This is a genomic window from Streptomyces sp. NPDC002788, from assembly GCF_053592115.1.
Genome location: NZ_JBSFVB010000011.1, coordinates 63,907 through 86,582, shown reverse-complemented (window position 1 = coordinate 86,582; position 22,676 = coordinate 63,907). Strand labels below are relative to the sequence as shown.

General features: G+C 71.9%; 19 protein-coding genes and 2 pseudogenes. 14 read left to right on the top strand and 7 right to left on the bottom strand.

What is annotated here, in order from left to right; translation table 11 throughout:
* Positions 1-211: 211 nt before the first annotated feature.
* The 3 genes from ACWD1U_RS21275 (at position 212) to ACWD1U_RS21265 (ending at position 3,192) form a co-directional block, all read left to right on the top strand.
* Complete coding sequence (locus ACWD1U_RS21275; RefSeq protein ID WP_451109834.1) at positions 212-1,795, top strand: beta-N-acetylhexosaminidase; 1,584 nt, start codon at positions 212-214, stop codon at positions 1,793-1,795.
* A gap of 296 nt (positions 1,796-2,091) precedes the next feature.
* Positions 2,092-2,646: a hypothetical protein gene (locus tag ACWD1U_RS21270; RefSeq protein WP_451109546.1), complete on the top strand. Its 555-nt coding sequence runs from the start codon at positions 2,092-2,094 to the stop codon at positions 2,644-2,646.
* Positions 2,647-2,796: 150 nt separating this feature from the next.
* Complete coding sequence (locus ACWD1U_RS21265; protein WP_451109544.1) at positions 2,797-3,192, top strand: hypothetical protein; 396 nt, start codon at positions 2,797-2,799, stop codon at positions 3,190-3,192.
* Between the two features lie 2 nt (positions 3,193-3,194).
* Here the strand turns inward: ACWD1U_RS21265 and ACWD1U_RS21260 are convergent, their stop codons facing one another.
* Positions 3,195-4,361 carry an N-acetylmuramoyl-L-alanine amidase gene (locus tag ACWD1U_RS21260; protein ID WP_451109542.1) on the bottom strand — a complete coding sequence of 389 codons (1,167 nt, stop codon included), beginning with the start codon at positions 4,359-4,361 and terminating at the stop codon, positions 3,195-3,197.
* A gap of 216 nt (positions 4,362-4,577) precedes the next feature.
* On the opposite strand from ACWD1U_RS21260, the gene ACWD1U_RS21255 reads away from it, so the two are divergent.
* From ACWD1U_RS21255 to ACWD1U_RS21240, 4 genes are all read left to right on the top strand, one after another.
* Entirely contained in the window at positions 4,578-5,195 is a 618-nt protein-coding gene (locus ACWD1U_RS21255; RefSeq protein ID WP_451109541.1) for an RNA polymerase sigma factor, read from the top strand.
* A 135-nt stretch (positions 5,196-5,330) separates the two neighbouring features.
* Positions 5,331-6,104 carry a hypothetical protein gene (locus tag ACWD1U_RS21250; protein WP_451109539.1) on the top strand — a complete coding sequence of 258 codons (774 nt, stop codon included), beginning with the start codon at positions 5,331-5,333 and terminating at the stop codon, positions 6,102-6,104.
* 348 nt (positions 6,105-6,452) lie between these two features.
* A complete protein-coding gene (locus tag ACWD1U_RS21245) occupies positions 6,453-7,127 on the top strand; it encodes an RNA polymerase sigma factor (RefSeq protein ID WP_451109538.1) in 675 nt (224 codons plus the stop codon).
* Complete coding sequence (locus ACWD1U_RS21240) at positions 7,127-8,149, top strand: hypothetical protein (protein WP_451109536.1); 1,023 nt, start codon at positions 7,127-7,129, stop codon at positions 8,147-8,149. The genes ACWD1U_RS21245 and ACWD1U_RS21240 overlap by 1 nt, the downstream gene beginning before the upstream one ends.
* Positions 8,150-8,307: 158 nt before the next feature.
* Here ACWD1U_RS21240 and ACWD1U_RS21235 read toward each other — a convergent pair whose 3' ends face one another.
* A complete protein-coding gene (locus ACWD1U_RS21235) occupies positions 8,308-9,150 on the bottom strand; it encodes a L,D-transpeptidase family protein (RefSeq protein ID WP_451109534.1) in 843 nt (280 codons plus the stop codon).
* Between the two features lie 139 nt (positions 9,151-9,289).
* Here ACWD1U_RS21235 and ACWD1U_RS21230 point away from each other — a divergent pair, with 139 nt between their 5' ends.
* The 3 genes and pseudogenes from ACWD1U_RS21230 to ACWD1U_RS21220 all read left to right on the top strand — a co-directional run.
* On the top strand, positions 9,290-10,870 hold the full coding sequence (locus ACWD1U_RS21230; RefSeq protein ID WP_451109533.1) for an acyl-CoA mutase large subunit family protein: 1,581 nt from the start codon (positions 9,290-9,292) through the stop codon (positions 10,868-10,870).
* Positions 10,871-10,932: 62 nt separating this feature from the next.
* The gene (gene leuE / locus ACWD1U_RS21225) at positions 10,933-11,580 is read left to right on the top strand and encodes a leucine efflux protein LeuE (RefSeq protein ID WP_451109531.1); all 648 of its coding nucleotides are present in this window, start codon (positions 10,933-10,935) and stop codon (positions 11,578-11,580) included.
* A 31-nt stretch (positions 11,581-11,611) separates the two neighbouring features.
* A pseudogene (locus ACWD1U_RS21220) lies at positions 11,612-11,800 on the top strand (TetR/AcrR family transcriptional regulator C-terminal domain-containing protein); the annotation flags it as partial.
* A 9-nt stretch (positions 11,801-11,809) separates the two neighbouring features.
* On the opposite strand, the gene ACWD1U_RS21215 reads toward ACWD1U_RS21220, so the two are convergent.
* The 4 genes from ACWD1U_RS21215 to ACWD1U_RS21200 form a co-directional block, all read right to left on the bottom strand.
* Positions 11,810-12,730, bottom strand: coding sequence for a class I SAM-dependent methyltransferase (locus ACWD1U_RS21215; protein WP_451109529.1), 921 nt, complete (start codon positions 12,728-12,730; stop codon positions 11,810-11,812).
* Positions 12,731-12,793: 63 nt separating this feature from the next.
* A complete protein-coding gene (locus ACWD1U_RS21210; protein WP_451109528.1) occupies positions 12,794-13,948 on the bottom strand; it encodes an acyltransferase family protein in 1,155 nt (384 codons plus the stop codon).
* Between the two features lie 179 nt (positions 13,949-14,127).
* On the bottom strand, positions 14,128-15,459 hold the full coding sequence (locus ACWD1U_RS21205; protein WP_451109526.1) for an alpha-2,8-polysialyltransferase family protein: 1,332 nt from the start codon (positions 15,457-15,459) through the stop codon (positions 14,128-14,130).
* Positions 15,459-16,445 carry a glycosyltransferase family 2 protein gene (locus ACWD1U_RS21200; RefSeq protein WP_451109525.1) on the bottom strand — a complete coding sequence of 329 codons (987 nt, stop codon included), beginning with the start codon at positions 16,443-16,445 and terminating at the stop codon, positions 15,459-15,461. Before ACWD1U_RS21200 ends, ACWD1U_RS21205 begins: the two co-directional genes overlap by 1 nt.
* Before the next feature lie 198 nt (positions 16,446-16,643).
* Here ACWD1U_RS21200 and ACWD1U_RS21195 point away from each other — a divergent pair, with 198 nt between their 5' ends.
* The 4 genes and pseudogenes from ACWD1U_RS21195 to ACWD1U_RS21180 all read left to right on the top strand — a co-directional run.
* The gene (locus ACWD1U_RS21195) at positions 16,644-17,990 is read left to right on the top strand and encodes a DUF6716 putative glycosyltransferase (RefSeq protein ID WP_451109524.1); all 1,347 of its coding nucleotides are present in this window, start codon (positions 16,644-16,646) and stop codon (positions 17,988-17,990) included.
* 44 nt (positions 17,991-18,034) lie between these two features.
* Positions 18,035-19,300, top strand: coding sequence for a cytidylyltransferase domain-containing protein (locus ACWD1U_RS21190; protein WP_451109521.1), 1,266 nt, complete (start codon positions 18,035-18,037; stop codon positions 19,298-19,300).
* Positions 19,301-19,313: 13 nt separating this feature from the next.
* Positions 19,314-20,252, top strand: coding sequence for an N-acetylneuraminate synthase family protein (locus tag ACWD1U_RS21185; RefSeq protein WP_451109519.1), 939 nt, complete (start codon positions 19,314-19,316; stop codon positions 20,250-20,252).
* A 47-nt stretch (positions 20,253-20,299) separates the two neighbouring features.
* A pseudogene (locus ACWD1U_RS21180) lies at positions 20,300-21,355 on the top strand (hypothetical protein); the annotation flags it as partial.
* Between the two features lie 571 nt (positions 21,356-21,926).
* On the opposite strand, the gene ACWD1U_RS21175 reads toward ACWD1U_RS21180, so the two are convergent.
* Positions 21,927-22,619: a class I SAM-dependent DNA methyltransferase gene (locus ACWD1U_RS21175; protein WP_451109517.1), complete on the bottom strand. Its 693-nt coding sequence runs from the start codon at positions 22,617-22,619 to the stop codon at positions 21,927-21,929.
* Between the last annotated feature and the right edge of the window lie 57 nt (positions 22,620-22,676).

Sequence of the window (22,676 nt, the reverse complement as noted above, 5' to 3'; positions counted from 1 at the left end):
CAGGGCATGTTGTGAGAGTTGTGACCTCAGGCTATCGAGTACGACCAAGACGTGTCCGACGGATGCACGAATATCACCCGGGAGAGAGAGTTTCGGAACGCGTGGTGGACGCGCGCCCCACGCCAGGGGGTTTTAGGTTGGCCGTGTGAGTCAGCACAGGCGCCGGGCCTCGGCGAAGAAGGAAAAACAGCGGCAGGCGCTGGTCGTGACCATGGCGGTAGCCCTGGTCGTGATCGCGGCCGGCGTGAGTCTCGGGCTCTGGGCGGCCTCGGGCGACGACGGCGGGTCCACCGGGCCGGCGGCGAGATCCTCGCAGGGCGGGGCGGCCGCACCCACCACCTCGCCGGACGCGAGTCCGAGCCGCTCCTACGCCCTGTCCGAGGCGCCCCGCACGATCCCAGCCGTACGTGACCACACCCCGGCGCGCGGGCCGGGCTGGCGGCCCGAGAAGGGCAACCGCGTGGTCGTGGACGACCCGGCGCTGGCCGACGAGGGGCGACTGGTCGCCGGTGAGCTGGGGCTGTCGTACGCGGGCGAGAAGGATGACAAGCGGGCCGGGGACCTGCGGCTGACGCTGAACGACGACAAGGGCGCGAACCCGGAGTCGTACGTGATGACCGTGCGCGACGGGCGCGTGGAGATCAGCGGGCCCGCCGACGCCGGAGTCTTCTACGGCACCCGCACGCTCAAGCAGGAGACGCACGACGGCGGCACGGCCCCGGAGGGCGTGGTGAAGGACGAACCGGCCAAGGCGCAGCGGGGGTTCATGCTGGACATCGCGCGCAAGAACTTCACGGCCGGCTGGATCGAGGACCGCATCCGGGAGCTGGGCGATCTGAAGTTCAACCAGTTGGGGCTGCACTTCTCCGACGACCAGGGCTTCCGGATCCAGTCCGACACGCATCCCGAGATCGTGTCCCGGCAGCACCTGACCAAGGCGCAGGTGCGGAAGATCATCGACCTCGCGGAGAGCCGGCACATCACGGTCGTGCCCGAGATCGACTCGCCCGGGCACCTCGGCGCGGTCATCGACGCACACCCCGACCTCCAGCTGCGCACCGCGCAGGGGTCGGCGGTGCAGGGGGCCATCGACATCTCCGAGCCCGAGAGCGCCGACATCGTCGACGACCTGCTGAACGAGTACGCGGACCTCTTCCCGGGCAAGCCCTGGCACCTGGGCGGCGACGAGTACCAGGCGCTGGTCCGCTCCGACCCCGAGGCGTCGTTCCCGCAGCTGGCCGCCGCCGCGCGGGAGAAGTACGGCTCCGGGGCGACCGTCGCCGACCTCGCCACCGGCTGGCTGAACGACCGGGCCGCCACCGTCCGCGAGCATCAGCGCACCCCGCGCGCGTGGAACGACGGCTTCTTCCGGGACACCTCCGTCGAGGCGGACGAGGACATCCAGGTCGCCTACTGGACGGGCAAGGAGATCGGCGCCCGGCCGCCGGCCGAGTATCTGAGCGCCGGCCGCAAGGTGATCAACTACAACGACGAGTTCCTGTACTACGTGCTCGGCGAGCCGCAGACCTTCGTCTACCCGACGGGGCAGCGGATCTACGAGCAGTGGACGCCACGGGTGCTGCGCGGCACCGAGGCCGTGCCGGAGCGCTACGACGGGCAGATCCTCGGCGGGTCCTTCGCCGTCTGGTGCGACCTCGCGAACTCGCAGACGCAAGCCCAGGTGGCGGCCGGGATCCGGATGCCGCTGCGGGCGACCGTGCAAAAGCTGTGGGACCCGGACAAGCCCGATCTGTCCTGGGCGCAGTTCCGGGCGCTGGCGGACAGGCTCGACTGACTCGGCGCGAACGGGACCTACGGCTGCGAACGCCGGTACGGCTGTGGTGGTTCTGAGGCGGGCCGAATCGAAGACCGGGTACGAGGTGAACGCCGACGCTCTTGCGGACGTACTGACTTCAGACCCTGACCCACTGGCCGAAAATCTCTTCTTCCGCTTCCTCGACCGACTGGGCGTGCTGCCGCTGTGACACTGCGGGGCCGTTGCACGCAGTAAGGGGAAGTGCGGGTTCCGTGAGGGGTGGGGCCGGAAGCGGCCTGGTAGGGCCCCTGGAAGGCCCGCGGAGGGAGACGTGGATGAGCCTGGTGGAGTTGATCGCACAGGCCGACGAGCGCGGGCTGGCCGCGAGCGGGCTGGCTTGTTTGGATCGGTGCGTGCCCCTGTTGGGCGGCGACGACGAGACCCTGCGGCCGGTGTGGGCGAGCCTCGCCGACGCCGCCGCAGCCGGTGAGTGGGGCGAGCGACTGGAGCGGACGCGCGGCAAGCTGGACGCCCCGGGCGCCGGGGACGAGGCGGCCCTGCTCGCCCACCGGATGCTCGAGGCCGCCCCCGCCGAGCCGTCCGCCCGCCAGGTCCGGGTGTGGGCCGACGCCTGCTCGGTCGCCTCCCTCCAGATCCACCGCCTCCTCGACACCGCCGAGGACGAGGCCTCGTCGGTGCACGTACGCCGTGAGGGCCGCACGGACGGCATGTCGCCGCTCGTCGCCGCCGAACTGCGCCGCCAGGTCGTCGTACTGGAGGTCCTCGCCGGACACGGCCCGGCCGGGCTGCGCCGCGTCCTGGAGGTGTCGACGGAGGGCCGCCGGGTGCTGCGCGCGGTGGTGTCGCGCCGGAACCGGCACCAGGGCTGACGGGTCGCCGGCGCTTCCGACCGACCTAAACCCCCGTTCCTGGGAGAGTCCTGTGACCGTCCGTTGGGCGAGGTGGGGCGGTCCTGCGCCGCTTCGGCGAAGCCGCCGATTCCGGGTGACGAAACGCTTCGCCGCAGCGCTTTTCCGGATGTGACGACTCAAGCGGAGACCAGGCCGTCCGCGGCGGCCAAGCCGGTGCGGTGGGCTGCGGACACAGTGGCGACGATGCGCGAGGGAGCACGGCTGCGCCTCGACTACTCGGCGCAGAGCCTGTGGAGCATCGACCGGATGATCGAGGGGATACGGCGGGAAGGGGCGCCCTACGCCGCCGTCCAGGAGGTGCTGCGCGGCTTCGGCGCCTACGCCGGCGAGGTGATGGCGCGTCAGACAGGTGCCGAGTGGTGGGCGACCGGCGGTGACCACTGGATCCGCACGCCCGACGGGCGCCTGTGGGACCCGATCGACGAGGCCCGGCGCTGCTACGCCGGGCACGGTTCGCTGCGCCTGCTGTGCCGGGACGCGGTGACCGCCGAGCCCCGTGGGTAGGTTCAGCGGCCGGGCACGACACCCGCCCCGGGCCCGGCCGGTTCCGGTGCCGGCTCCTTGAGCTGGCGGGCGTCCGCGGCCAGGGTGCGGATCTCGGGCAGGTCGTCGTACAGGTTCTGCCCCGGGCACTCGGTCGGGTAGCCGTCGCGGTGCCCGGAGACGCGATGCATCGTGACCTTCTCGCCCAGCTTGTACTTGCCGTTGTCCGCCCCGGCGGTCAGCACGACCGTCCCGGTCGGGGCGATGCCGTACAGACCGAGCTTCCAGGCCGCGACCTTGGCGACCGACGCGCGCACCGCGGCGTTGGCGGCCGCCGTCGAGTAGTCGCCGAGGACCGAGACGCTGCTGGTGGCGGTGTTGAAACCGTAGGTGTGCGCGCCGAGGACGGGCTTGTCGATGCCGCCCGCGCGGCCCTCGAAGACGGTGCCGCACTTGTCGACCAGGAAGTGGTAGCCGATGTCGTTCCAGCCGTTGCTCTTCACGTGGTAGAGGAACACGCCGCGCACGATCGACGCCGACTCGGAGCACCTGTAGTCGTTGGTGCCCGCCGTGTGGTGGACGAACATCGCCTTGGTGCCGGAGGTGTGGGTGGGCGGGTCCTTCACCAGGGACTCGTCGGCGCCCCAGGCGGAGCGGGACGTCACGGCGGGACGCTGGGCCGAGGGCGCTTGGACGGCCGGCCCGACGACGACCGGGTCGACGACCGCGGTGTGCACGGCGTCCGACCCGCCCTCGGGGTCGACCAGTTCGACGCGCAGCCCCTCGGGCAGCCGTGCTCCCCAGACCCGCACCTGGACGCCGTCCGCGGGCCCGGTCCACAGCGGCTGGGTGCCGCCGCGCATCCCGCCACGGTGGCGTTCGGGTCCGGCCTCGGGCGTACGGATGTCGGAGTCCAGCGAGCGCCACACGCTCCACTCGCCGCTCTCGCGGGAGCGGGTGCGCACCCGCACGGAGCCGTACAGGGCCTGGTCCGGGTCGTCCCAGGTGACACCGAGCAGACTGAACGGCTCAGTGGTGCGCGGGGCGAGGGACCGCTCGTGCGCGTCCCCGTCGGGCACCCGGACGGTGTGCACGCCGTCCGAGGAGTCGGCCTGGGCGGGCTGGGTCAGGCCGACGGCACCGAGGGCCAGGACGGTGGCGACGGCGGTGCGCAGGAGGCGGGGTGTCATACGGCGCTCGCCTTTCGTCGGGCGGTTGCATCGCGAGCAGCACTCCCCGGTGCGTCACTCGGACCAAACCTGCCTGGGCTCGCACTCCTGAGGACGGCCGGTCGGGTTGACCCGAACGGTCGCCGACGGCCGGGCTCCTGACGCGCTGTGACACTTCCGCGCGCGACGGCGCTGATCACCGTGAGGGCGCGCACTCGGCACGGACGAGGACGGTACTTGGGTCAGGGAGCGGAACCCCGGCGCGTGCAGGCGTACGACGGGGAACTGGGCGCGGCCGTCGCGCGGGCCCAGCAGGGTGACGAGGCGGCGTTCGCGGTCGCCTACCGGATCGTGCAGCCGGGGCTGCTCGGGTATCTGCGCGGTCTGGTCGGGGACGACGCGGAGGACGTGGCGTCCGACGCCTGGCTGGAGATCGCCCGGGACCTCGGGCGGTTCCGGGGCGACGGGGCCGGCTTCCGCGGCTGGACGGCGACCATCGCCCGGCACCGGGCCCTGGACCATCTGCGCCGGCAGCGGGTAAGGCCCCGGTCGTCCGCGCTGGAGCAGGACGTCCTGGACCTGCCCGGGTCGCAGAGCACCCACGACCAGGCGCTGGAGGCCATGTCCACCGAGCGGGCCCTGGAGCTGGTCCGCGGGCTGCCGCGCGACCAGGCCGAGGCCGTGCTGCTGCGCGTGGTGGTCGGCCTTGACGGCCCGGCCGCCGCACGCGTCCTGGGCAAGCGGCCGGGCGCCGTACGCACGGCCGCCCATCGGGGACTGAAACGCCTCGCCGGGCAGTTGGGCGCGGCGAGTGTGACGGATGAGGCGCCACGGACGCTGGGTGAGTCGACGTGACCGGAGCCGGCGGCTCCGGCGGCCGGCCGGCGGGGCCACACCGGCCCGACGCCGCTGAACACGGCGGACCGGCGGAACGTACTGGTGGGACCCGGCGGGCCGGGACGAGCGGATCGAGCAGAGGCGGAAACGGACATGGGTGAACGGCAGAGCGACGGCGGACTTCCCGGCCGTGGTTTCCGTCACCCCCGCCTCGACGCCGACATCGAGGCGCTGATCGTCGCCTGTCTCGTCCGGGACGGGGTCGACGCCGAGGCCGAGCAGCGGGCCGTGGCCGCCTTCCGGGCCGCCCGGGCCGCCGGGGCCCTGCACAGGCGCGGCCACCACCGGGACGACTGGCGTCCCCGCGAGCGGCGTTTCCTCGGGCGGTCCCTGAAGACGACGCTCTCCGTGCTGCTCGCCAGTCTCACGCTGGGCGGCGTCGCCGTGGCGGCGATCGGCGCGGCCGGTTCGTCGACGGACGGCGGCACCGAGGACGTCCCCGAGCAGCCGCCCGCGTCGAGCGGCGCCCCGCGCGAACCGGGGACGAAGCCGCCCCACGGCACCCCCACCCCGGGCACCGGCGAGGGCTCGGCCCCTGCTCGCCCGGCCCCCACTCAGGACGCCCAGGACACCGAGGCGTACTGCCGCGCCTACGAGCAGGTCGACGGGCGCGGCCGGGCCATGGACGCCACGGCCTGGCAGCGTCTCGTGAGCGCCGCGGGCGGTGAGAGGAACGTCACGGCGTACTGCGCCGAGGAACTGGCCGAATCGAAGCAGGGCCAGGGCGGGGGCGCGGAGCAGGGGCGTCCCGCCGGGAACGAAGGCTCCTCGGCCACGAACAAGGGCGCGGACCAGGGCAAGGACGAGAGCACCGGCAAGAGCCGGTCCGACGGCAAGCGCTCACAGCCCAACGGCCGTAACCCGTAGGGGACTCCGCGAACCCGCCGGTGCCGCCATGGCAACGGCCGGGGCCGCCACCCCCCACAGGAGAGGCCCCGGCCGTCGCGCGGTACGGGCCGCGCGGCGGCCCGTACTCCCTACAGCGCCCTGAGTGCGTTTTCTGTCACACCCCCCCGTGTCACGGCTTAGTTGAATCTCGGGCGGACATGGACGGGGAGCGGTTTCAGGTCGTAACGTGCCTTTCGCGCCGACGCGGAGGCGGCAAGACCACCGCAACCACCTGCGGTCTTGATACCGCGACCAACAATCGAGGAACCACGACGGCGAGAACCCGGTCCGCGAGAGCGGCGCCGGTTTAGGCGCATAAGGGGTGCGGTGCTGGGGGACGACGCGGAGCTGACCGCCGCGGTGCGCGCGGCACAGGACGGAGATGAGACCGCGTTCCGGACTGTGTACCGCGCCGTGCACCCGCGGTTGCTCGGATACGTACGGACGCTGGTCGGCGACCCCGACGCCGAGGACGTGACGTCCGAGGCGTGGCTGCAGATAGCCCGTGACCTGGAGCGGTTCACCGGCGACGCGGACCGGTTCCGCGGCTGGGCCGCACGCATCGCCCGCAATCGCGCGCTGGACCACATACGCATGCGCGGGCGCCGGCCCGCGATCGGCGGGGACGAGACCGAACTGACCGGTCGGGCCGCCGAGTCCGACACGGCCGGCGAGGCCATCGAGGCGCTCGCCACCGACGGAACGTTCTCCCTGATATCCCGGCTGCCGCAGGACCAGGCCGAGGCGGTCGTGCTGCGCGTGGTCGTGGGCCTCGACGCCAAGAGCGCCGCCGAGACGCTCGGCAAGCGCCCGGGCGCCGTCCGCACGGCGGCGCACCGGGGCCTGAAGCGGCTCGCCGAGCTGCTCGGCGACGCCCCGCAGGGCGATCCGGAATCGGCCGGGGTGCTCGACGCCCTGCCGCCCCAGCGAGAACCGCGCGGCGGCGCGGTGACGTCCGCAGGTGTGACGCACGGCGTCGCGCGGACGCAGAAGGATGTGTGATGGCCGACGAGCAGTACAGGTGGCTGGACCGCGAAACGGCGGAGCGTTTGCTGAGCGGAGAGCCACTGGAAGCTGTCGACGGCGATGGCCGGGGCCAGGCCGAACGGCTTGCCAGGACACTCGGCGCGCTGTCCGCCTCACCCCCGCCGACCAGTGAGGAACTCCCCGGTGAGGCCGCGGCGGTGGCCGCTTTCCGTAAGGCCCGCGCGGAGGGCGCCGACACCGTTGCCACCCGTGCGGTCATCGGCGGCGAGGACGTGTCCGAGGCCGGCGACGCCGGGCTGGTCCGGATCGGAACGCCACGCGGCAGCGGCTCCGCGGTTGTCGGCAAGTCCCGCTGGGCCCGTCCCGCCCGCCTCGCTCTGGCCGCCGCGGTCGCCGTCGGCATGGTCGGCGGCGTCGCCGTCGCGGCCGGAACCGGAGTCCTGGGAGCACCGTTCGGCGGTGACGAGCCCGACCCCGGCGCCTCGGTCTCGGCAGCCGTCACTCCTACCGAGCGCCCGCTGGTGTCGCCCTCACCGAGCGACGCCGTGCCGGGCGGGCGCGCTCCCGGCGACGACACCGAGGGCGACACCTCGGCGGGCGGAACCGGTGGCGCGGGACGCGACGAGGCGCGCGGCGACACGACGCCGAAGCCCGACTCCACCGGCCGGCCCGACGACGACCGCGAGAAGATCGTCTCCGCCTGCCGCGACCTGCGCGAGGGCAAGCGGCTGGACGACGACCGCAGGCGCGCTCTGCGGGACGCGGCGGGCGGCACCCGCGTGTGGAAGTACTGCAAGGGCGTCCGGTCCGGGACCGACCCCCGCTCCGCGGAGCGGAACGGCGAGAGCTCGGGCAACGCCAGGCACAAGAACTGGGACCGGACGCAGGGCAGCAAGCAGGACAAGGCCGGCCGGAATGCCGGGAAGCGGGCGGGTAAGACGGACGACGACGAGGACCGTGGCTGGTCCCGGCAGTCGCTCGTACCCCTGCGACCTGCGGTTTCGCACTCCGTGAAAAATTTCTGGCCGAGGGTGTGACGTTTTCGGCCGCCCCGGCGCAGTAATGAGTGAGCCGACTGGTCATCGGCTGTCGCACGGAGCCGGGGTTCCCCCCGTACCTACGGCTCGTGCACCTGTGCGCGGGCGGGACACGTTCCCCCGGTCCCGCCCGCGCCCCATCTTCCTCTCCCCGCCGCTCACCAGGACACGACGACCTTGTCGCCGTCGCGGACCTGTGCGTACAGCTCGGAGATCGCCGACTCGTCCCGTACGTTGACGCAGCCGTGCGAGGCGCCCGCGTAGCCCCGGGCGGCGAAGTCCGCCGAGTAGTGCACGGCCTGGCCGCCGCTGAAGAACATGGCGTAGGGCATGGGGGAGTCGTAGAGCGTCGACACATGGTCGCGGGACTTCCAGTAGACGGAGAACACACCTTCCCGGGTCGGGGTGTACTCCGAGCCGAAGCGGACGGCCATCGTCGACAGCGTCCGCCCGTCGATCATCCAGCGCAGTGTCCGGCTGGTCTTGTCGATGCACAGCACCCGGCCGGTCGTGCAGCGCGGGTCCGGCGGGTCGGCGGGCTGGCCGCCCATCAGGTACAGGTCCCACCGGCCCGGCTCGCGGGTCATCCGCAGCAGCCGCTGCCAGGTGACGGTGTCGGTCTTCCCGGTGCGCGGCAACCCGCGCTTGCCCTGGAAGCCGCCGACCGCCTTCTCCGTCCGCTCGTCGTATCTCCCGGTCGGCCCGTCGAACAGCCAGGCGACCTGCCGCAGCCGCGCCTGGAGTTCACGGACGTCCCGGCCATGGTCGCCGCGGGACCAGAGCACGCGGGGTGCGGCGCGCGGCTTGTCGCCACCGGGCGGGGCCGCCGGCGAGTCCGGTCCGCCGTCGCCGCCGGTGGGCGTGCGGGCCGGGGACGGGGTGCCGCTGGGCAGCTCGATGCGCACCGGCGGGCGGCGCTTCCCGTCGCCGTCGGGCGGCTGCACGGTGCAGCCGGTGAGTGCGGTCAGCGCGACGAGTGCCGCCGCCATCGCTCGTCCCATGCCCGTGGTACGCACACGGCCCCCCGTCGTCTCACCGGTGTGCCCGGATGTCACCTGAGATGTTCCCCGGACGTGACCCGTCGCGAACCAGGGGGCATGGTGGTGAGCGAGGTCACTGCTCTGCGGGAGGCAATGCACCATGGCGCGCGAGTCGGAGTCCGGACTGCCCATCGAGCCGGTCTACGGGCCGGGGGCCATCGAGGGCTGGGATCCGGTGGAGAGGCTGGGGGAGCCGGGGGCGTTCCCGTTCACACGGGGTGTGTATCCGTCGATGTACACGGGCCGTGCGTGGACGATGCGCCAGTACGCCGGTTTCGGTACGGCGGCGGAGTCCAACGCCCGCTACCGGCAGCTGATCGCCCACGGCACGACCGGCCTGTCGGTGGCGTTCGATCTGCCGACACAGATGGGTCATGACTCCGATGCGGTGATCGCGCACGGTGAGGTCGGCAAGGTGGGGGTGGCGGTCGATTCCGTCGAGGACATGCGGGTGCTGTTCGGCGGGATTCCGCTGGACCAGGTCTCGACGTCGATGACGATCAACGCCCCGGCGGCCCTGCTGCTGCTGATGTACCAGCTGGTCGCCGAGGAGCAGGGCGTCAGCGCGGACCAGCTGACCGGGACGATCCAGAACGATGTGCTGAAGGAGTACATCGCTCGCGGGACGTACATCTTCCCGCCCAAGCCGTCGCTGCGGCTGACCGCGGACATCTTCAAGTACTGCCGGGCCGAGATCCCGAAGTGGAACACCATCTCGATCTCCGGCTATCACATGGCCGAGGCGGGGGCCTCGCCCGTGCAGGAGATCGCTTTCACCCTCGCCGACGGCATCGAGTACGTGCGCACGGCGGTCGCGGCCGGCATGGACGTCGACGACTTCGCGCCGCGGTTGTCGTTCTTCTTCGTGGCCCGCACCACGATCCTGGAGGAGGTCGCCAAGTTCCGTGCCGCGCGCCGTATCTGGGCGCGGGTGATGCGCGAGGAGTTCGGCGCGACGAACCCGAAGTCGCTGATGCTGCGTTTCCACACGCAGACGGCCGGGGTGCAGCTGACGGCCCAGCAGCCGGAGGTCAATCTGGTCCGGGTGGCGGTGCAGGGCCTGGCGGCGGTGCTGGGCGGCACGCAGTCGCTGCACACCAACTCCTTCGACGAGGCCATCGCCCTGCCCACCGACAAGTCCGCCCGCCTGGCCCTGCGCACCCAGCAGGTCCTCGCCCACGAGACGGACGTCACCGCCACCGTCGACCCGTTCGCCGGGTCCTACGCCGTCGAGAAGATGACCGACGACGTCGAGGCCGCCGCCGTGGAGCTGATGACGAAGGTCGAGGAACTGGGCGGCGCCGTCGAGGCCATCGAGCGGGGCTTCCAGAAGAACGAGATCGAACGCAACGCCTACCGCATCGCCCAGCAGACCGACTCCGGCGAGCGGGTCGTGGTCGGCGTCAACCGCTTCCGCCTCGACGAGGCAGAACCCTACGAACCCCTGCGCGTCGACCCCGCCATCGAAGCCCGCCAGGCCGAACGCCTGGCCACACTGCGCGCTCAACGCGACCAGCCGGCCGTCGACACCGCACTGGCCGCGATGAAGAAAGCCGCCGAAGGCGCCGACAACGTCCTCTACCCGATGAAAGACGCCCTGCGCGCCCGGGCCACCGTCGGCGAGGTCTGCGACGCGCTGCGGGAGGTGTGGGGGACGCACGTTCCGTCGGACGCCTTCTGACCGGCGGGGAGCGTGCCGCACGTCCTACCCGACCGTCGGACCCGCGTGCGACACTCCTTCGCATGTTCGGTGTCGTCGATCTGCCCACCTACCTGGCGGGCCTCGTCCTGATCATTCTGCTGCCCGGGCCCAACTCGCTGTACGTGCTGTCCGTGGCCGCGCGGCGCGGCGTGCGTGCCGGGTACACCGCCTCCGCCGGGGTCTGGTGCGGTGACGCGGTGCTGATGACGCTGTCCGCGGCCGGAGTCGCCTCGCTGTTGCAGGCGAACGCCGTGCTGTTCGCCGTGGTGAAGTACGCGGGGGCCGGATATCTGACGTGGCTGGCCATCGGCATGCTGCGGGCCGCGTGGGGCATGTGGCGGACGCGTGCCGAGCGGACCGCCGACGGTGAGGCTCCCGCGCCCGCCGAGGAGCGGCCCTTCCGCCGCGCCTTCGTCGTCAGCCTGTTCAACCCCAAGGCGATCCTGTTCTTCGTCGCCTTCTTCGTGCAGTTCGTGGATCCGCAGTACGCCTATCCCGCCTTGTCGTTCGTCGTCCTCGGCACTCTCGCCCAGCTGGCCAGCGTGCTCTACCTGAGCGCGCTGATCTTCGGCGGCACCCGGCTGGCCGCCGCCTTCCGCCGCCGCAGGCGCCTGTCGGCGGGGGCGACCTCGGCGGCGGGCGCGCTGTTCCTGGGCTTCGCGGTGAAGTTGTCCCTGGCGAGTTCGTAGGGCGGACTCGCCGGTACCGGCCGAAGCGGGCCAGGGCGTGCATCCCCTGCCGGGCGAGCGCCGCGAGGGCTACGACATGGACGAACGCGCCCGCCTGATGGCCGACTTCCCGCTGTCGGCCCAGGCGGGCGCGGAGATCTCCGAGGACTGCGAGCAGCACGTCGAGGAGGGGCCGGCCCTCGTGATCGAGGGGATCGCGACGCGCTACGGCGTCTTATGACGTCAGGCGTCAGGACCGGCTCGCGCGGGCCCGCCGTACGGCCCGGGTGACCAGGGGCGGCAGCAGGTCCTTGGCGAGCCGGCGCGCCCGGGACGGGGCGGGCCGGGCCGGGAGCGCGGCCCGGGACTCGGCGACCTCGGCGGCCGGGGCCTGCACCGGTACGGGTGCCACATAGTGCCGGGAGGTCGGGAACGCCGGCGGCTTCATGCCCCGGGACCGGGCCCGGACCAGCCGGTGCCCGGCCGCCTGCTGCACGCTCAGCCCGCAGTCCGTTCGCTGCCGGAGCATGTCGAGCAGCTCGTCCTGGAGCGGCTCGGGGTCGCCCCAGGTGCCGTACAGCTTCTGCGTGCTGAGGCAGATCGGGCGCAGGCCCCGGTTGAGGACGGCCTCCCAGGCGGCGACCGAGACGCCCGGCGTGTGCTCGGAGCGGAAGTCGTCGAGGACCACGACGCCCCCGGGCTGGAGGATGTCGCGGGCCGCGCCGATGTCGCCGTGCACATGCTCGTACAGGTGTGAGGCGTCGATGTGGACGAAGCGGCAGGAACCAGGGGCCACCTTCTCGGACACCACCGAGCTGGGGGCCGCGATCACCGTCGGCAGGGCGTCGTGGAAGGAGAGGTAGTTCCGCTCGAAGGCCTGCTGGGTGAGCGAGGCGTACGACTTCGTCGCCTCCGCCTGGTTGGCCCCGTCGGGGGCGTCACCCTCGAACAGGTCGCAGACCGTGAACGTCTCGCCGGCCTGGAGGTGGTGGCCGAGGAGGATCGCGCTCTTGCCCATGTAGACGCCGAGCTCCAGCAGGTCTCCGCGCATCCCCTGCTTCTGCTGCCGCTCCAGGAACCAGGTGAACAGCATCTGGTCCAGGGGCGGGAACCAGCCCGGGACGTCGGCGAGTTCGCCGGGATACGTGTCGGTCGCTTGTGCGTTGGTCATGAGACGAGCCTTCTCCCTGAGCGTTGCCCGAACCGACGGATGGTTGAACGTCCAGTGAACAGCTCAGCGTGCCTTGGCCAGCGCGGCCCGCAGCCGAGGTGTCAGCGGTTTCTCCACATACTTGTTGAGCAGCCAGGCCAGCAGCAGCATTGAGGCCACCGTCAGCGCGAAGGTCACCCCTGATGGCAGATGCAGGCCGCGGTGCAGGGCGTGGATCACCACCCAGCCGAGGTGTTCGTGGACCAGGTAGAACGGATACGTCAGTGCCCCCGCCACGGTCAGCCAGCGCCAGTTCACCCGGCTCAGCAGGCCCAGCGCTATCGCGGCGACCGCGAGGAAGCCGAAGGTGACGACGAGGACGATGCCGAGCGAGGAGCGGTACGAGAAGCCGCCCGCGTCGGGCGCGTGCCACAGCCCCTGCACGGCGTAGTGCTGCCCGATCAGCCAGCTCACGGCGACGATGGCCCAGCCGTAGACGTCCCGGCGGTCGAGGTGGACGAGGTAGAGGCCGACACCGCCGATGAAGAAGGGGGCGTACTCGGGCATCAGCACGATGTCGAGCAGCGGCATGTGCGCGTTCTCGGCGATCACCGCCGCCAGCGTCCAGCCGGCGCAGAACATGATGACCCGGCGGCGCGTGGCACCGGGCAGCACGACGCACAGCGCGAACAGGGCGTAGAAGCGGACCTCCGCCCACAGCGTCCAGCACACCCCGAGCACCCGGTCCACGCCCAGCGGCATCTGCAGCATGGTCAGGTTCACCAGCGCGTCGCTCGGCGACACCGCCTTGTAGGCGACCACCGGCAGCGCGAACACCGCCGTGACGATCAGGACCGCCACCCAGTAGGCGGGCAGCAGCCGGGAGGCGCGGGAGGCGAAGAACGACTTCAGCGGCCGGCCCCAGCCGCTCATGCAGATCACGAACCCGCTGATCACGAAGAAGACCTGGACGCCGAGGCAGCCGTAGGCGAAGAACTCGTGCAGGGTGGGGAACTGCTCCTTGGGCGAGGTGCCCCAGGCCTGGGAGACCTCGCCGTCGCGCCCGCCGTAGTGGTACGCCGCCACCATCAGCGCGGCCACCAGCCGCAGTCCGTCCAGGGCGCGCAGCCGGCCTCCGGGCTTCTCCCGGCGCCGTGGGACGGTCGTGGCGCCCGGGGGTTCGACCAGCACGGCGACACCGGGCCGGGGCTTGCGGGTGCTGACGACCGTCTCGGTCACGCTGAAAACCTCTGTGTGGCTCGAAATGTCCTTTACCTGAGCCGCCTGTGGGCGGGCAGGGCGCCTGTCACCCTAGGACGTGTATTGACGCAATTACGTTCGATGGCAACAGGCTTCGCCTGCCGGTTTCCATGGGTTCATCTCGATGTCGCCGAGACGGGCCGCCGGGCACACCTTCTTCAGCGGCGTACCGCCTTGCGCAGCGCCCGAGCCCGCCGGACCACCCGGCGTGCCGTGGAATTGCGGGGCAGGAATGCCAACCGCTGCGGAATACCGCCGGGCAGTCCGAGCGAGGTGAGCCGGCGCTTCTTGAAGTAGTGCCGGGTGCGCGGGCCGAGATGGCGGGAAAGGAACTGTTCGGCTTGCGAGCGCAGTTCCGGGTAGATCTGCGGCTGCATGGTGAAGCCGACGGCGGTGACCAGGTCGGACAGCCGCTCGGCCGGCAGTTCGTCGCGGTCCCTGCCGCTCTCCAGGTCGGGCAGCAGCGCGTCCGCCAGCGTGGTGGGGATCCGGTTGCTGTTCTGGTAGGGCGTCAGCCGCTCCAGGAGCAGCTCGGTGCCGATGCGCGCGACCGGCAGGTCGTAGAAGGCCGAGGCGGTGAACAGCGCGGTCGAGAAGCAGCCGACGACCAGCGCGGGCCGGGTGCGGTCGAACATCACCTCGGCTAGCACGGGGGTGTCCAGCACGGTGAGGTGCACGCCGAGTTTCTCGGCCTCGGTCTCCAGGGCGCGGCTGTAGCGGGCCGGCGCCGTCGGGTGCGGCTTGAAGACGACCGTGCGGTGGCCGCGGGCGACGGCACCCCGCATCATCCGCACGTGCAGGTCCTCTTCCTCCTCGGGGGAGAGGATGTTCAGCGCCGACAGGTACTGGCCGAGCAGCAGCGCCGATTCGCCGGGCAGATCGGGAAGTTCGGGCACGGTCTCGGTGACCTCGCCCAGCACCTTCAGGAACGCGGGCGTCGGCACCAGTCGCGCCGGCACGTCGAACTCGGTGAGCAGCATCGGCGTGAGCCCCGGCACCAGATCGAGGTGCAGCAGCCGCCGCACGCGCGTGCCGACCAGCGGGTCGAGCTTGTTGCGGGTGGGGCCGTAGCTCATCAGCCCGTCGGCGTAGACGTCGACGGGCGCGTCGGTGAACAGCTGGGCCACCGTGAGCGCGGGCGCGACCTGGAGGGACTCCAGGACCAGGCTGAGGCGGTCGTCGCCGAGGCCCCACAGCATCCGCAGATAGCGCTCGAAGAGGGGGACGTCGTCAGCGCGCGGCGTCCACGCCCCGGGGTGGAAGGGGCGGATGGCCTCGTTCCAGGACAGGACGTCGTCGAAGTACGAGCGCAGCGGCGCGAAGCCCGGCATCTCGTCGAGCGCCGGAGTGGTCTCCGGGGTCGCGGTGTTGTTGAACACCAGCAGCACGCGGCGGTCCGGCTCCTCGAAGAGGTCGGAGTCGATCGCGGCCGCCAGGGTGGCGACGCCGTACAGCGTCGAGGCGCAGAAGATCTGTGTGGTCCCGGGCATCAGGCGGCCGCTCCTGTCGTGGTGACCCGGCGCCGCAGCCGCCGCAGCTTGGCCGAGCGGTCCATGTCCATGGCCTCCAGTGCGTCACGGAGCGCGTCCTGCGGCATGCGCTTGATGGCCGCCGCGCTCATCGACCGCAGCTGCCTGGCCACGGCCGGTTCGAACCTGTCTTCGTTGGAGAGGTGGTGGGCGATGATCGCGCAGTAGGTCCGCACCGCCTTGGGCAGCAGCCGGTCGGCCTCGCGGTCCGCGGCCGTCTCCTCGATCACCTGGTCGAAGGCGCGGATGAAGTCGAGCTGGCGGACATCGCCGATCTGGGTCAGGGACGAGGCGACCCCGCGCCGGTAGAACACGCCCAGCAGGCTCACCACGGCGAACGACTCCGCCTCACGGTGCAACTTCCAGATCCACGGCCGGTCCTCGGCCGTGCGCAGCCCGTCGGTGAAGTGGAGCACGCCCTTGTCCACGAGGCGCCGGTGGTAGGCGCCGGCCCAGGCGTAGGCGTAGTCGACCGAGGTGGAGCGGTGGGCGGGCAGGATCGCCTCGCGCGGGTCGAAGGCCTCCCAGCGGCGGCCCACCGGGACCCGGTGCACCGACCGGGCGCGGGCCGTGGCCTGCACATGGTCGGTGCGCACGAAGTCGCAGCCCAACCGGTCCATCGCGGACACCAGTTCGCTGAGGTAACCGGGGGCGAGCCAGTCGTCGCCGTCCAGGAACGTCAGGTACTCGCCCTGGGCCGCGTCCAGGCCGGTGTTGCGGGCGGTGGCGAGACCGCCGTTCTGCTCGTGTCGGATGTAGCGCACCTGTGCGACATCCGAAAGCTCCTCGGCCGCCCGTTCGAGAATGGCCGGGGTTTCGTCCTTCGAATGGTCGTCGACCAGGATGAACTCAAAATCCCGGTCGGCGTTCAGCCGAAGACTTCTGAGGGTGTCCGGGGCATATTGCTGCACGTTGTAGAACGGCACGATCACGGAAAGCTTAGGCACCCGCAAAACGTTAGGAGGCCGCCCGGCAGCGGAACTTTCCGAGGAACGTACACCGGGTGAACTCAATGTGTCAGAACGGTGCACCCCGTGTACTTCCCGCCTTCCAGCGGGCCAGTTCGGCTCTCGGTGGGGTGTTGTTAACTTTTCGTTGAGTCGCGGTTCCGCCATACCTAGGATTCGCTTCCTAGCGTCTTCGACGTGCCAGCAAGTACACCGAAGCGCCCGCGAATCGCCGTCCTCGCGGACTCAGACACCCGATGGAAATGGGGTGCGCTGACCGCGAACCGCATCGCCCCGGGACCGTCCATGGAAACCGGGGCGGTCGAGGGCGCGCAAGTCGGCCCCGTCCTCGACGGATTCCTGCTGCGCGGCCGGGCCACGCCCACCCCGCGCCAGCTCCAGGAGGTGGGCGTACGCGCCGACTCGCTGCGGGAGGTCACCGCGGTCGAGTTCCTGCGCGCCATGACCGAGGAGTCCTACGACCTCCTGGTCCTCGCCCTGGTCGGCGGCGGTGTGCAGGCGATGCTGCACGGCCTCAAGCGTGTCTGGGAGGACCGCGCCTCGCGGCCCGTCGTCGTCACCGGCTACGTCGGTGTGGTCTACGAGAAGCTCGCCGACGGCCTGTTGCTGCGGCACGGCGCGGACCTGGTCCTCGCCAACTCCCGTCAGGACGCGGACCGTTTCCGGGCCGTCTACGAAGGGGTCGGCGCCGACTCCTCGTCGGTCACCGAGGTGGCCCTGCCGTTCCTCGGCGGTGCCCCCTACACCGGCGAGCACGACCCGTACACGGTCGTCTTCGCCGCCCAGCCCTCGGTCCCGGAGAGCCGTAAGGACCGTACGTACCTGCTGAACCGGCTGGTGCAGCACGCCCGCAAGCACCCCGAGCGCGAGGTGCTGCTGAAGCTGCGCTCCAAGCCGGGCGAACACACCACCCACATCGAGGAGTTGCCGTACCAGAAGCTGGTGCAGCGACTCGCTCCGCCGAGCAACTTCCGCCTGGTGTACGGAAACATGGGCGAGGTCCTCGACCGCACCGACCTGCTGGTGACGGTCAGCTCCACGGCCGCCCTGGAGTCCCTGCACCGCCGGATCCCCACGGTCGTGCTGACCGACCTCGGCGTCCGCGAGTCGCTCGGCAACCACCACTTCGTCGGCTCCGGCTGCCTCGCCTCCTGGGACCAGCTCGACGCCGGGCACCGGCCGGTACCCGACGAGGAGTGGGTCTCCCGACAGGGCGTCGCCGCGGATGGTTCCTACGCGTCCGCCTTCGACACGGCGCGCGAACGCATCGCGAAGCTGCTCGACCGGCCCGGCGGCCTGCCCCCGCTGACCCCGTACTACACACCCGTCACCGCGCCCGGCTATCTGCCCGGGATCCTCGCCCGCCACCACCTCGGCCCGGACGGCACCCCGCTGCCCGGGGCGCCCGCCGCCGACAGGGAACCCGGACCGGTCCGGCAGATCGTGCGCCGGGCGGCGCGCGGCGCCTACCGGCACGGCGTGCAGCGCGTGGCGCCCGTCATCCGGCGGATGGGGGAGCTGTGAGCCGCCCCGAGCCCTCCGCCCAAGGAGCCCAAGGAGTACACCCCATGTCCCAACCGGAAGCGGGCCGAGGCCCCTCGGTGCGCCGCGTGCTCGCGGTGATCCCCGCGCGCGGCGGCTCCAAGGGCGTGCCCGCCAAGAACCTCCTCCCCGTCGGCGGCGTCCCGCTGGTGGCACGGGCGGTGCGCGAGTGCCGGGGCGCCCGGCTCGTGACGGACGTCGTGGTCTCCACCGACGACCAGGCCATCGCGGCCGCCGCCCGCGAGGCCGGCGCCGAGGTCGTGCTGCGCCCCGCCGCCATCGCCGGCGACACGGCCACCTCCGAGGCCGCCGTCCTGCACGCCATGGACGCCCACGAGGCCCTGCACGGGGCGCCGGTGGACGTGGTCCTGCTCGTGCAGTGCACCAGCCCGTTCATCCTCCGCGAGGACATCGACGGGGTCGCCGGCGCGATCGCCGAGAACGGCGCCGACACCGCGGTGACCGTGGCGCCCTTCCACGGGTTCATCTGGCGGGACGCCGAGGACGAGGTCGCCGCCGGCACCGTCGCGGAGGCCGACGCGGCCGTCGGCGGCGGCTACGGCGTCAACCACGACAAGTCCTTCCGCCCCCGCCGCCAGGACCGCCCCCAGGACCTGCTGGAGACCGGCGCCGCCTACGCCATGGAGGCGGTCGGCTTCCGCAAGCACCAGCACCGCTTCTTCGGCCGCACCGAACTGGTCCGCACCGACCCCGCCCGCGTGCTGGAGATCGACGACCCGCACGACCTCGCCCGCGCCCGGGCCCTCGCTCCGCTCTTCGACGCGGACCGGCCCGGCGCGCTCCCGACCGCCGACGACATCGACGCGGTCGTCCTCGACTTCGACGGCACCCAGACCGATGACCGGGTGCTCGTCGACTCCGACGGACGGGAGTTCGTCTCCGTGCACCGCGGAGACGGACTCGGCATCGCGGCTCTCCGCAGGAGCGGCCTGAAGATGCTGATCCTGTCCACGGAACAGAACCCTGTGGTCGCCGCCCGAGCCCGGAAGCTCAAGCTCCCGGTGCTGCACGGCATCGACCGCAAGGACCTCGCGCTGAAGCAGTGGTGCGAGGAGCAGGGCATCGCGCCGGAGCGCGTGCTCTACGTCGGCAACGACGTCAATGACCTCCCGTGCTTCGCCCTCGTCGGCTGGCCCGTGGCGGTCGCGAGCGCCCACGACGTCGTGCGCGGCGCCGCACGCGCGGTCACCACCGTCCCCGGTGGCGACGGCGCGATCCGAGAGATCGCCAGCTGGATCCTCGGCCCCTCTCTCGATTCCCTCACCAAGTAAGGACATCTCTGCGATGAGCACCAACTCCCGTATCCGTCAGTTCGGTTCGCGCGAGGTCGGCCCGGGCAAGCCCGTCTACGTCTGCGGCGAGATCGGCATCAACCACAACGGCGAGCTCGAGAACGCCTTCAAGCTGATCGACGCGGCCGCCGAGGCCGGCTGCGACGCGGTCAAGTTCCAGAAGCGCACCCCGGAGATCTGCACCCCGCGCGACCAGTGGGACATCGAGCGCGACACGCCCTGGGGCCGGATGACCTACATCGACTACCGCCACCGCGTGGAGTTCGGTGAGGACGAGTACCGCCAGATCGACGAGTACTGCAAGACCAAGAACATCGACTGGTTCGCCTCCCCGTGGGACACCGAGGCCGTCGCCTTCCTGGAGAAGTTCGACGTCCCCGCCCACAAGGTCGCCTCCGCCTCCCTCACGGACGACGAACTGCTGCGCGCCCTGCGTGCCACCGGCCGCGCGGTGATCCTCTCCACCGGCATGTCGACGCCGAAGCAGATCCGCCACGCGGTCGAGGTCCTCGGTTCCGACAACATCCTGATGTGCCACGCCACGTCGACCTACCCGGCCAAGGCCGAGGAGCTCAACCTGCGCGTCATCAACACCCTGCAGCAGGAGTTCCCGAACGTCCCGATCGGCTACTCCGGCCACGAGACCGGCCTGCAGACCACCCTCGCCGCGGTCGCCCTGGGCGCCACCTTCGTCGAGCGCCACATCACCCTCGACCGCGCCATGTGGGGCTCGGACCAGGCCGCCTCCGTGGAGCCGCAGGGCCTCACCCGCCTCGTCCGCGACATCCGCACCATCGAGGCCTCCCTCGGCGACGGCGTCAAGAAGGTCTACGAGTCCGAGCTGGCCCCGATGAAGAAGCTGCGCCGCGTCGCCGGTGTGGTCGCCGAGGCGGAGATCGCCACGGCGGCGGGCGAGCCGGTCGGCGTCTGAGCGCACCACCCCCCACAACCCCCTTACGACGGGACGGTCGTACGTCGATGAGCCCCCGCGCCGGGAACGCCGGCCCCCACACCCTCGCCTTCGTCGAGAGTCCGGTACAGCTGTTGAACGTGCTGGAGTGGGCGCACGCGCACGCGCCCGGCGTGGGGCTCACCCTCGTGGTGCTGTCGCCCGTCGACCCGATGACGCGCGGCCAGCTGCGGCGGATGTCCGACCTGGCCCGCGACGAGGGGCACGAGGTCCGCTGGGAGGAAGCCCGCGGCGGGCCCCTGGCGCCCTTCCAGACCATCGGCGGCCTGGCCGGCCTGCTCCGCAGGGCGCGCCGGATCGTGCTGGGGGATCCCTTCTCCCGCTACGTCCAGCTGCTGCTGACGATCACCCGCGCCCGTGACCTGGTCGTCGTCGACGACGGCACGGCGACGATGGAGTTCGTCGGGCAGCTGGCCCGCGGCGAGCGGCTGGTGCGCTGGCACCGCAAGGGCGGCCGGATCGGCCCCCGGGACGTGATCTTCGCGCCGGTGTCGTCCTCGGCCCGCCGCCGCCTGACCCCCGGCGGTAAGCGCCGGGTCGAGATCTTCTCCTCCATGCCGATGGAGGAGACCCCCGCGGGCGTCACGGTCAGCGCCCACACCTTCGCCTGGACCCGCTCCCGCTTCGGCCCGCCCCGCATCACCAAGGGAGCGGACATGGTGGGCACGTCCCTGGTGGAGACCGGTGTGGTGGACGACGACCACTACCTCGAGGCCGTCCGAGCCCTGGCCAAGGCCCATGGAGCGGCGCGCTACTTCGCCCACCGCCGCGAGAGCACGGACAAGCTCCGCCGCCTGGCGGTCGAGACCGGCCTGGAGATCGTCCGCCCGGAGCTGCCTCTCGAACTGATCGCCCGCCGCGGCCCCATCGGCCGTACGATCCTCAGTTTCCCCTCCACGGTCGTCCACACCCTCCCCCTCGCCCTGTCGGGCACGGAGGTCCGTGTAGCGGTCTGCGACATCGATCCGGCCTGGCTGACCAGTACCGCGTCCCCGCGGGCACAGGGTTTCCTGTCCGGGGTGACGGGCACGGCCCGAGACGTCCACCGCCTGTCGACGGCGGATCCGACGGGTCCGGCGCCCCAGACGGCCCCGAAGGGCCCGGGCGACCCGGCCGACCCCGCCGAGACGAAGCCTCCGGCCGACCCCACGGACACGGACCCGGCCAGCTTCACGGCCACGCCGGCCCAGTCGGCCACACCGGCCACGACGGTCAAAACATCCACGACGACACAGGTCACACCGGTCATACCGGTCACACCAACACCGGTCACACCGATCACACCGACGCCGGTCGCACCGACCACACCGACCACACCGGGTTCCACGGGCCTGGTCGGCCCCGCCGGGGCGGCGGGTGCCGCGGGGGCGGTGGCTGCGGGGTAGAGCCCGTCGGGCCGACGGTCGCGTGGCTGCCGGGAAGGCCCCGCAGAGCTCACCGGTGAGCTGCCCGGGCAGTCATGCCGGCTGGGGAAAGTGCTTCGCAGAGCCTGGTGAGCTGCTCCGCGGTCACACCGGCGCGAAGGCGCGTCGCAGCCTCGCCGGACGGGCCGCCACAGAGCCGCGGCCACGGCCGCGGCGGACAGTCCAGGGGCACGCCCGGCCGCCTGGCGCCCCGTCGTGTGACACGGCCCGTTCAGACAGCCCGGGAGCCCGGCTCCCCGGCCGGTTCCGGCCTGCGTGCCAGCAGGAACGCGCGCGGCATCTTCTCCTCGCCCTGGGGCTCCCGCAGCACCCGGGCGCACACCTCCAGCCCAGCCTCCCTCAGCACGGCCGCGACGGACTCCGGTGTGCGCCAGTAGTAGTCGAGCGAGATCTCCTGGTCGTAGCGCTCGGACAGGCGCGCATGGCCGTTCTCCGCGCCGGACTGGAAGCCGAGCAGGACGGGCGCGCCCGGCAGCAGGACGCGGCGGAACTCGGCGAAGGCCGACGGCAGGTGATCGTCCGGGACGTGGATGATCGAGTAGAGCGCGACGATGCCGCCGAGCGCCTCGTCCGGCAGGTCCAGGGCGGTCATCGAACCGACGTGGAAGCGCAGCTCCGGATGCTCCCGGCGGGCCAGCGCCACCATGCGGGGCGAGACGTCGACCCCGAACACCGGCAGCCCGAGGCCGTACAGCCGTGCCGCCACGTACCCGGGGCCGCTGCCGAGGTCGGCGACCGGGGGCTGCGACGACCCACCGGGTGCCCGGGCCAGCTGCACGAAGGCCGTGAGCAGCGCACTCTCCAGCGGTCTCCCGGCCAGACTGTCGGGGTGCTCGGCCGCATAGGCCTCGGCGATGACGTCGTAGGAATCCTGCGTGCTCTGAAGGAACTCGGGGCCGGCCACGGGGCGCACACTAGCGGGGTGCGCGTCCGCCAGATGAACAAGCCCCGTGTCCGCGGA

What these genes read in the sequence shown, in the direction of transcription:
- ACWD1U_RS21240 (WP_451109536.1), top strand. Translation starts at nt 7,127, where the DNA reads ATGGCCGACGAGCAGTACAGGTGGCTGGACCGCGAAACGGCGGAGCGT.
- ACWD1U_RS21235 (WP_451109534.1), bottom strand. Translation starts at nt 9,150, where the DNA reads ATGGGACGAGCGATGGCGGCGGCACTCGTCGCGCTGACCGCACTCACC.
- ACWD1U_RS21250 (WP_451109539.1), top strand. Translation starts at nt 5,331, where the DNA reads ATGGGTGAACGGCAGAGCGACGGCGGACTTCCCGGCCGTGGTTTCCGT.
- ACWD1U_RS21270 (WP_451109546.1), top strand. Translation starts at nt 2,092, where the DNA reads ATGAGCCTGGTGGAGTTGATCGCACAGGCCGACGAGCGCGGGCTGGCC.
- ACWD1U_RS21185 (WP_451109519.1), top strand. Translation starts at nt 19,314, where the DNA reads ATGAGCACCAACTCCCGTATCCGTCAGTTCGGTTCGCGCGAGGTCGGC.
- ACWD1U_RS21205 (WP_451109526.1), bottom strand. Translation starts at nt 15,459, where the DNA reads ATGCCCGGGACCACACAGATCTTCTGCGCCTCGACGCTGTACGGCGTC.
- ACWD1U_RS21190 (WP_451109521.1), top strand. Translation starts at nt 18,035, where the DNA reads ATGTCCCAACCGGAAGCGGGCCGAGGCCCCTCGGTGCGCCGCGTGCTC.
- ACWD1U_RS21275 (WP_451109834.1), top strand. Translation starts at nt 212, where the DNA reads ATGGCGGTAGCCCTGGTCGTGATCGCGGCCGGCGTGAGTCTCGGGCTC.
- ACWD1U_RS21215 (WP_451109529.1), bottom strand. Translation starts at nt 12,730, where the DNA reads ATGACCAACGCACAAGCGACCGACACGTATCCCGGCGAACTCGCCGAC.
- ACWD1U_RS21230 (WP_451109533.1), top strand. Translation starts at nt 9,290, where the DNA reads ATGGCGCGCGAGTCGGAGTCCGGACTGCCCATCGAGCCGGTCTACGGG.
- ACWD1U_RS21260 (WP_451109542.1), bottom strand. Translation starts at nt 4,361, where the DNA reads ATGACACCCCGCCTCCTGCGCACCGCCGTCGCCACCGTCCTGGCCCTC.
- leuE (WP_451109531.1), top strand. Translation starts at nt 10,933, where the DNA reads ATGTTCGGTGTCGTCGATCTGCCCACCTACCTGGCGGGCCTCGTCCTG.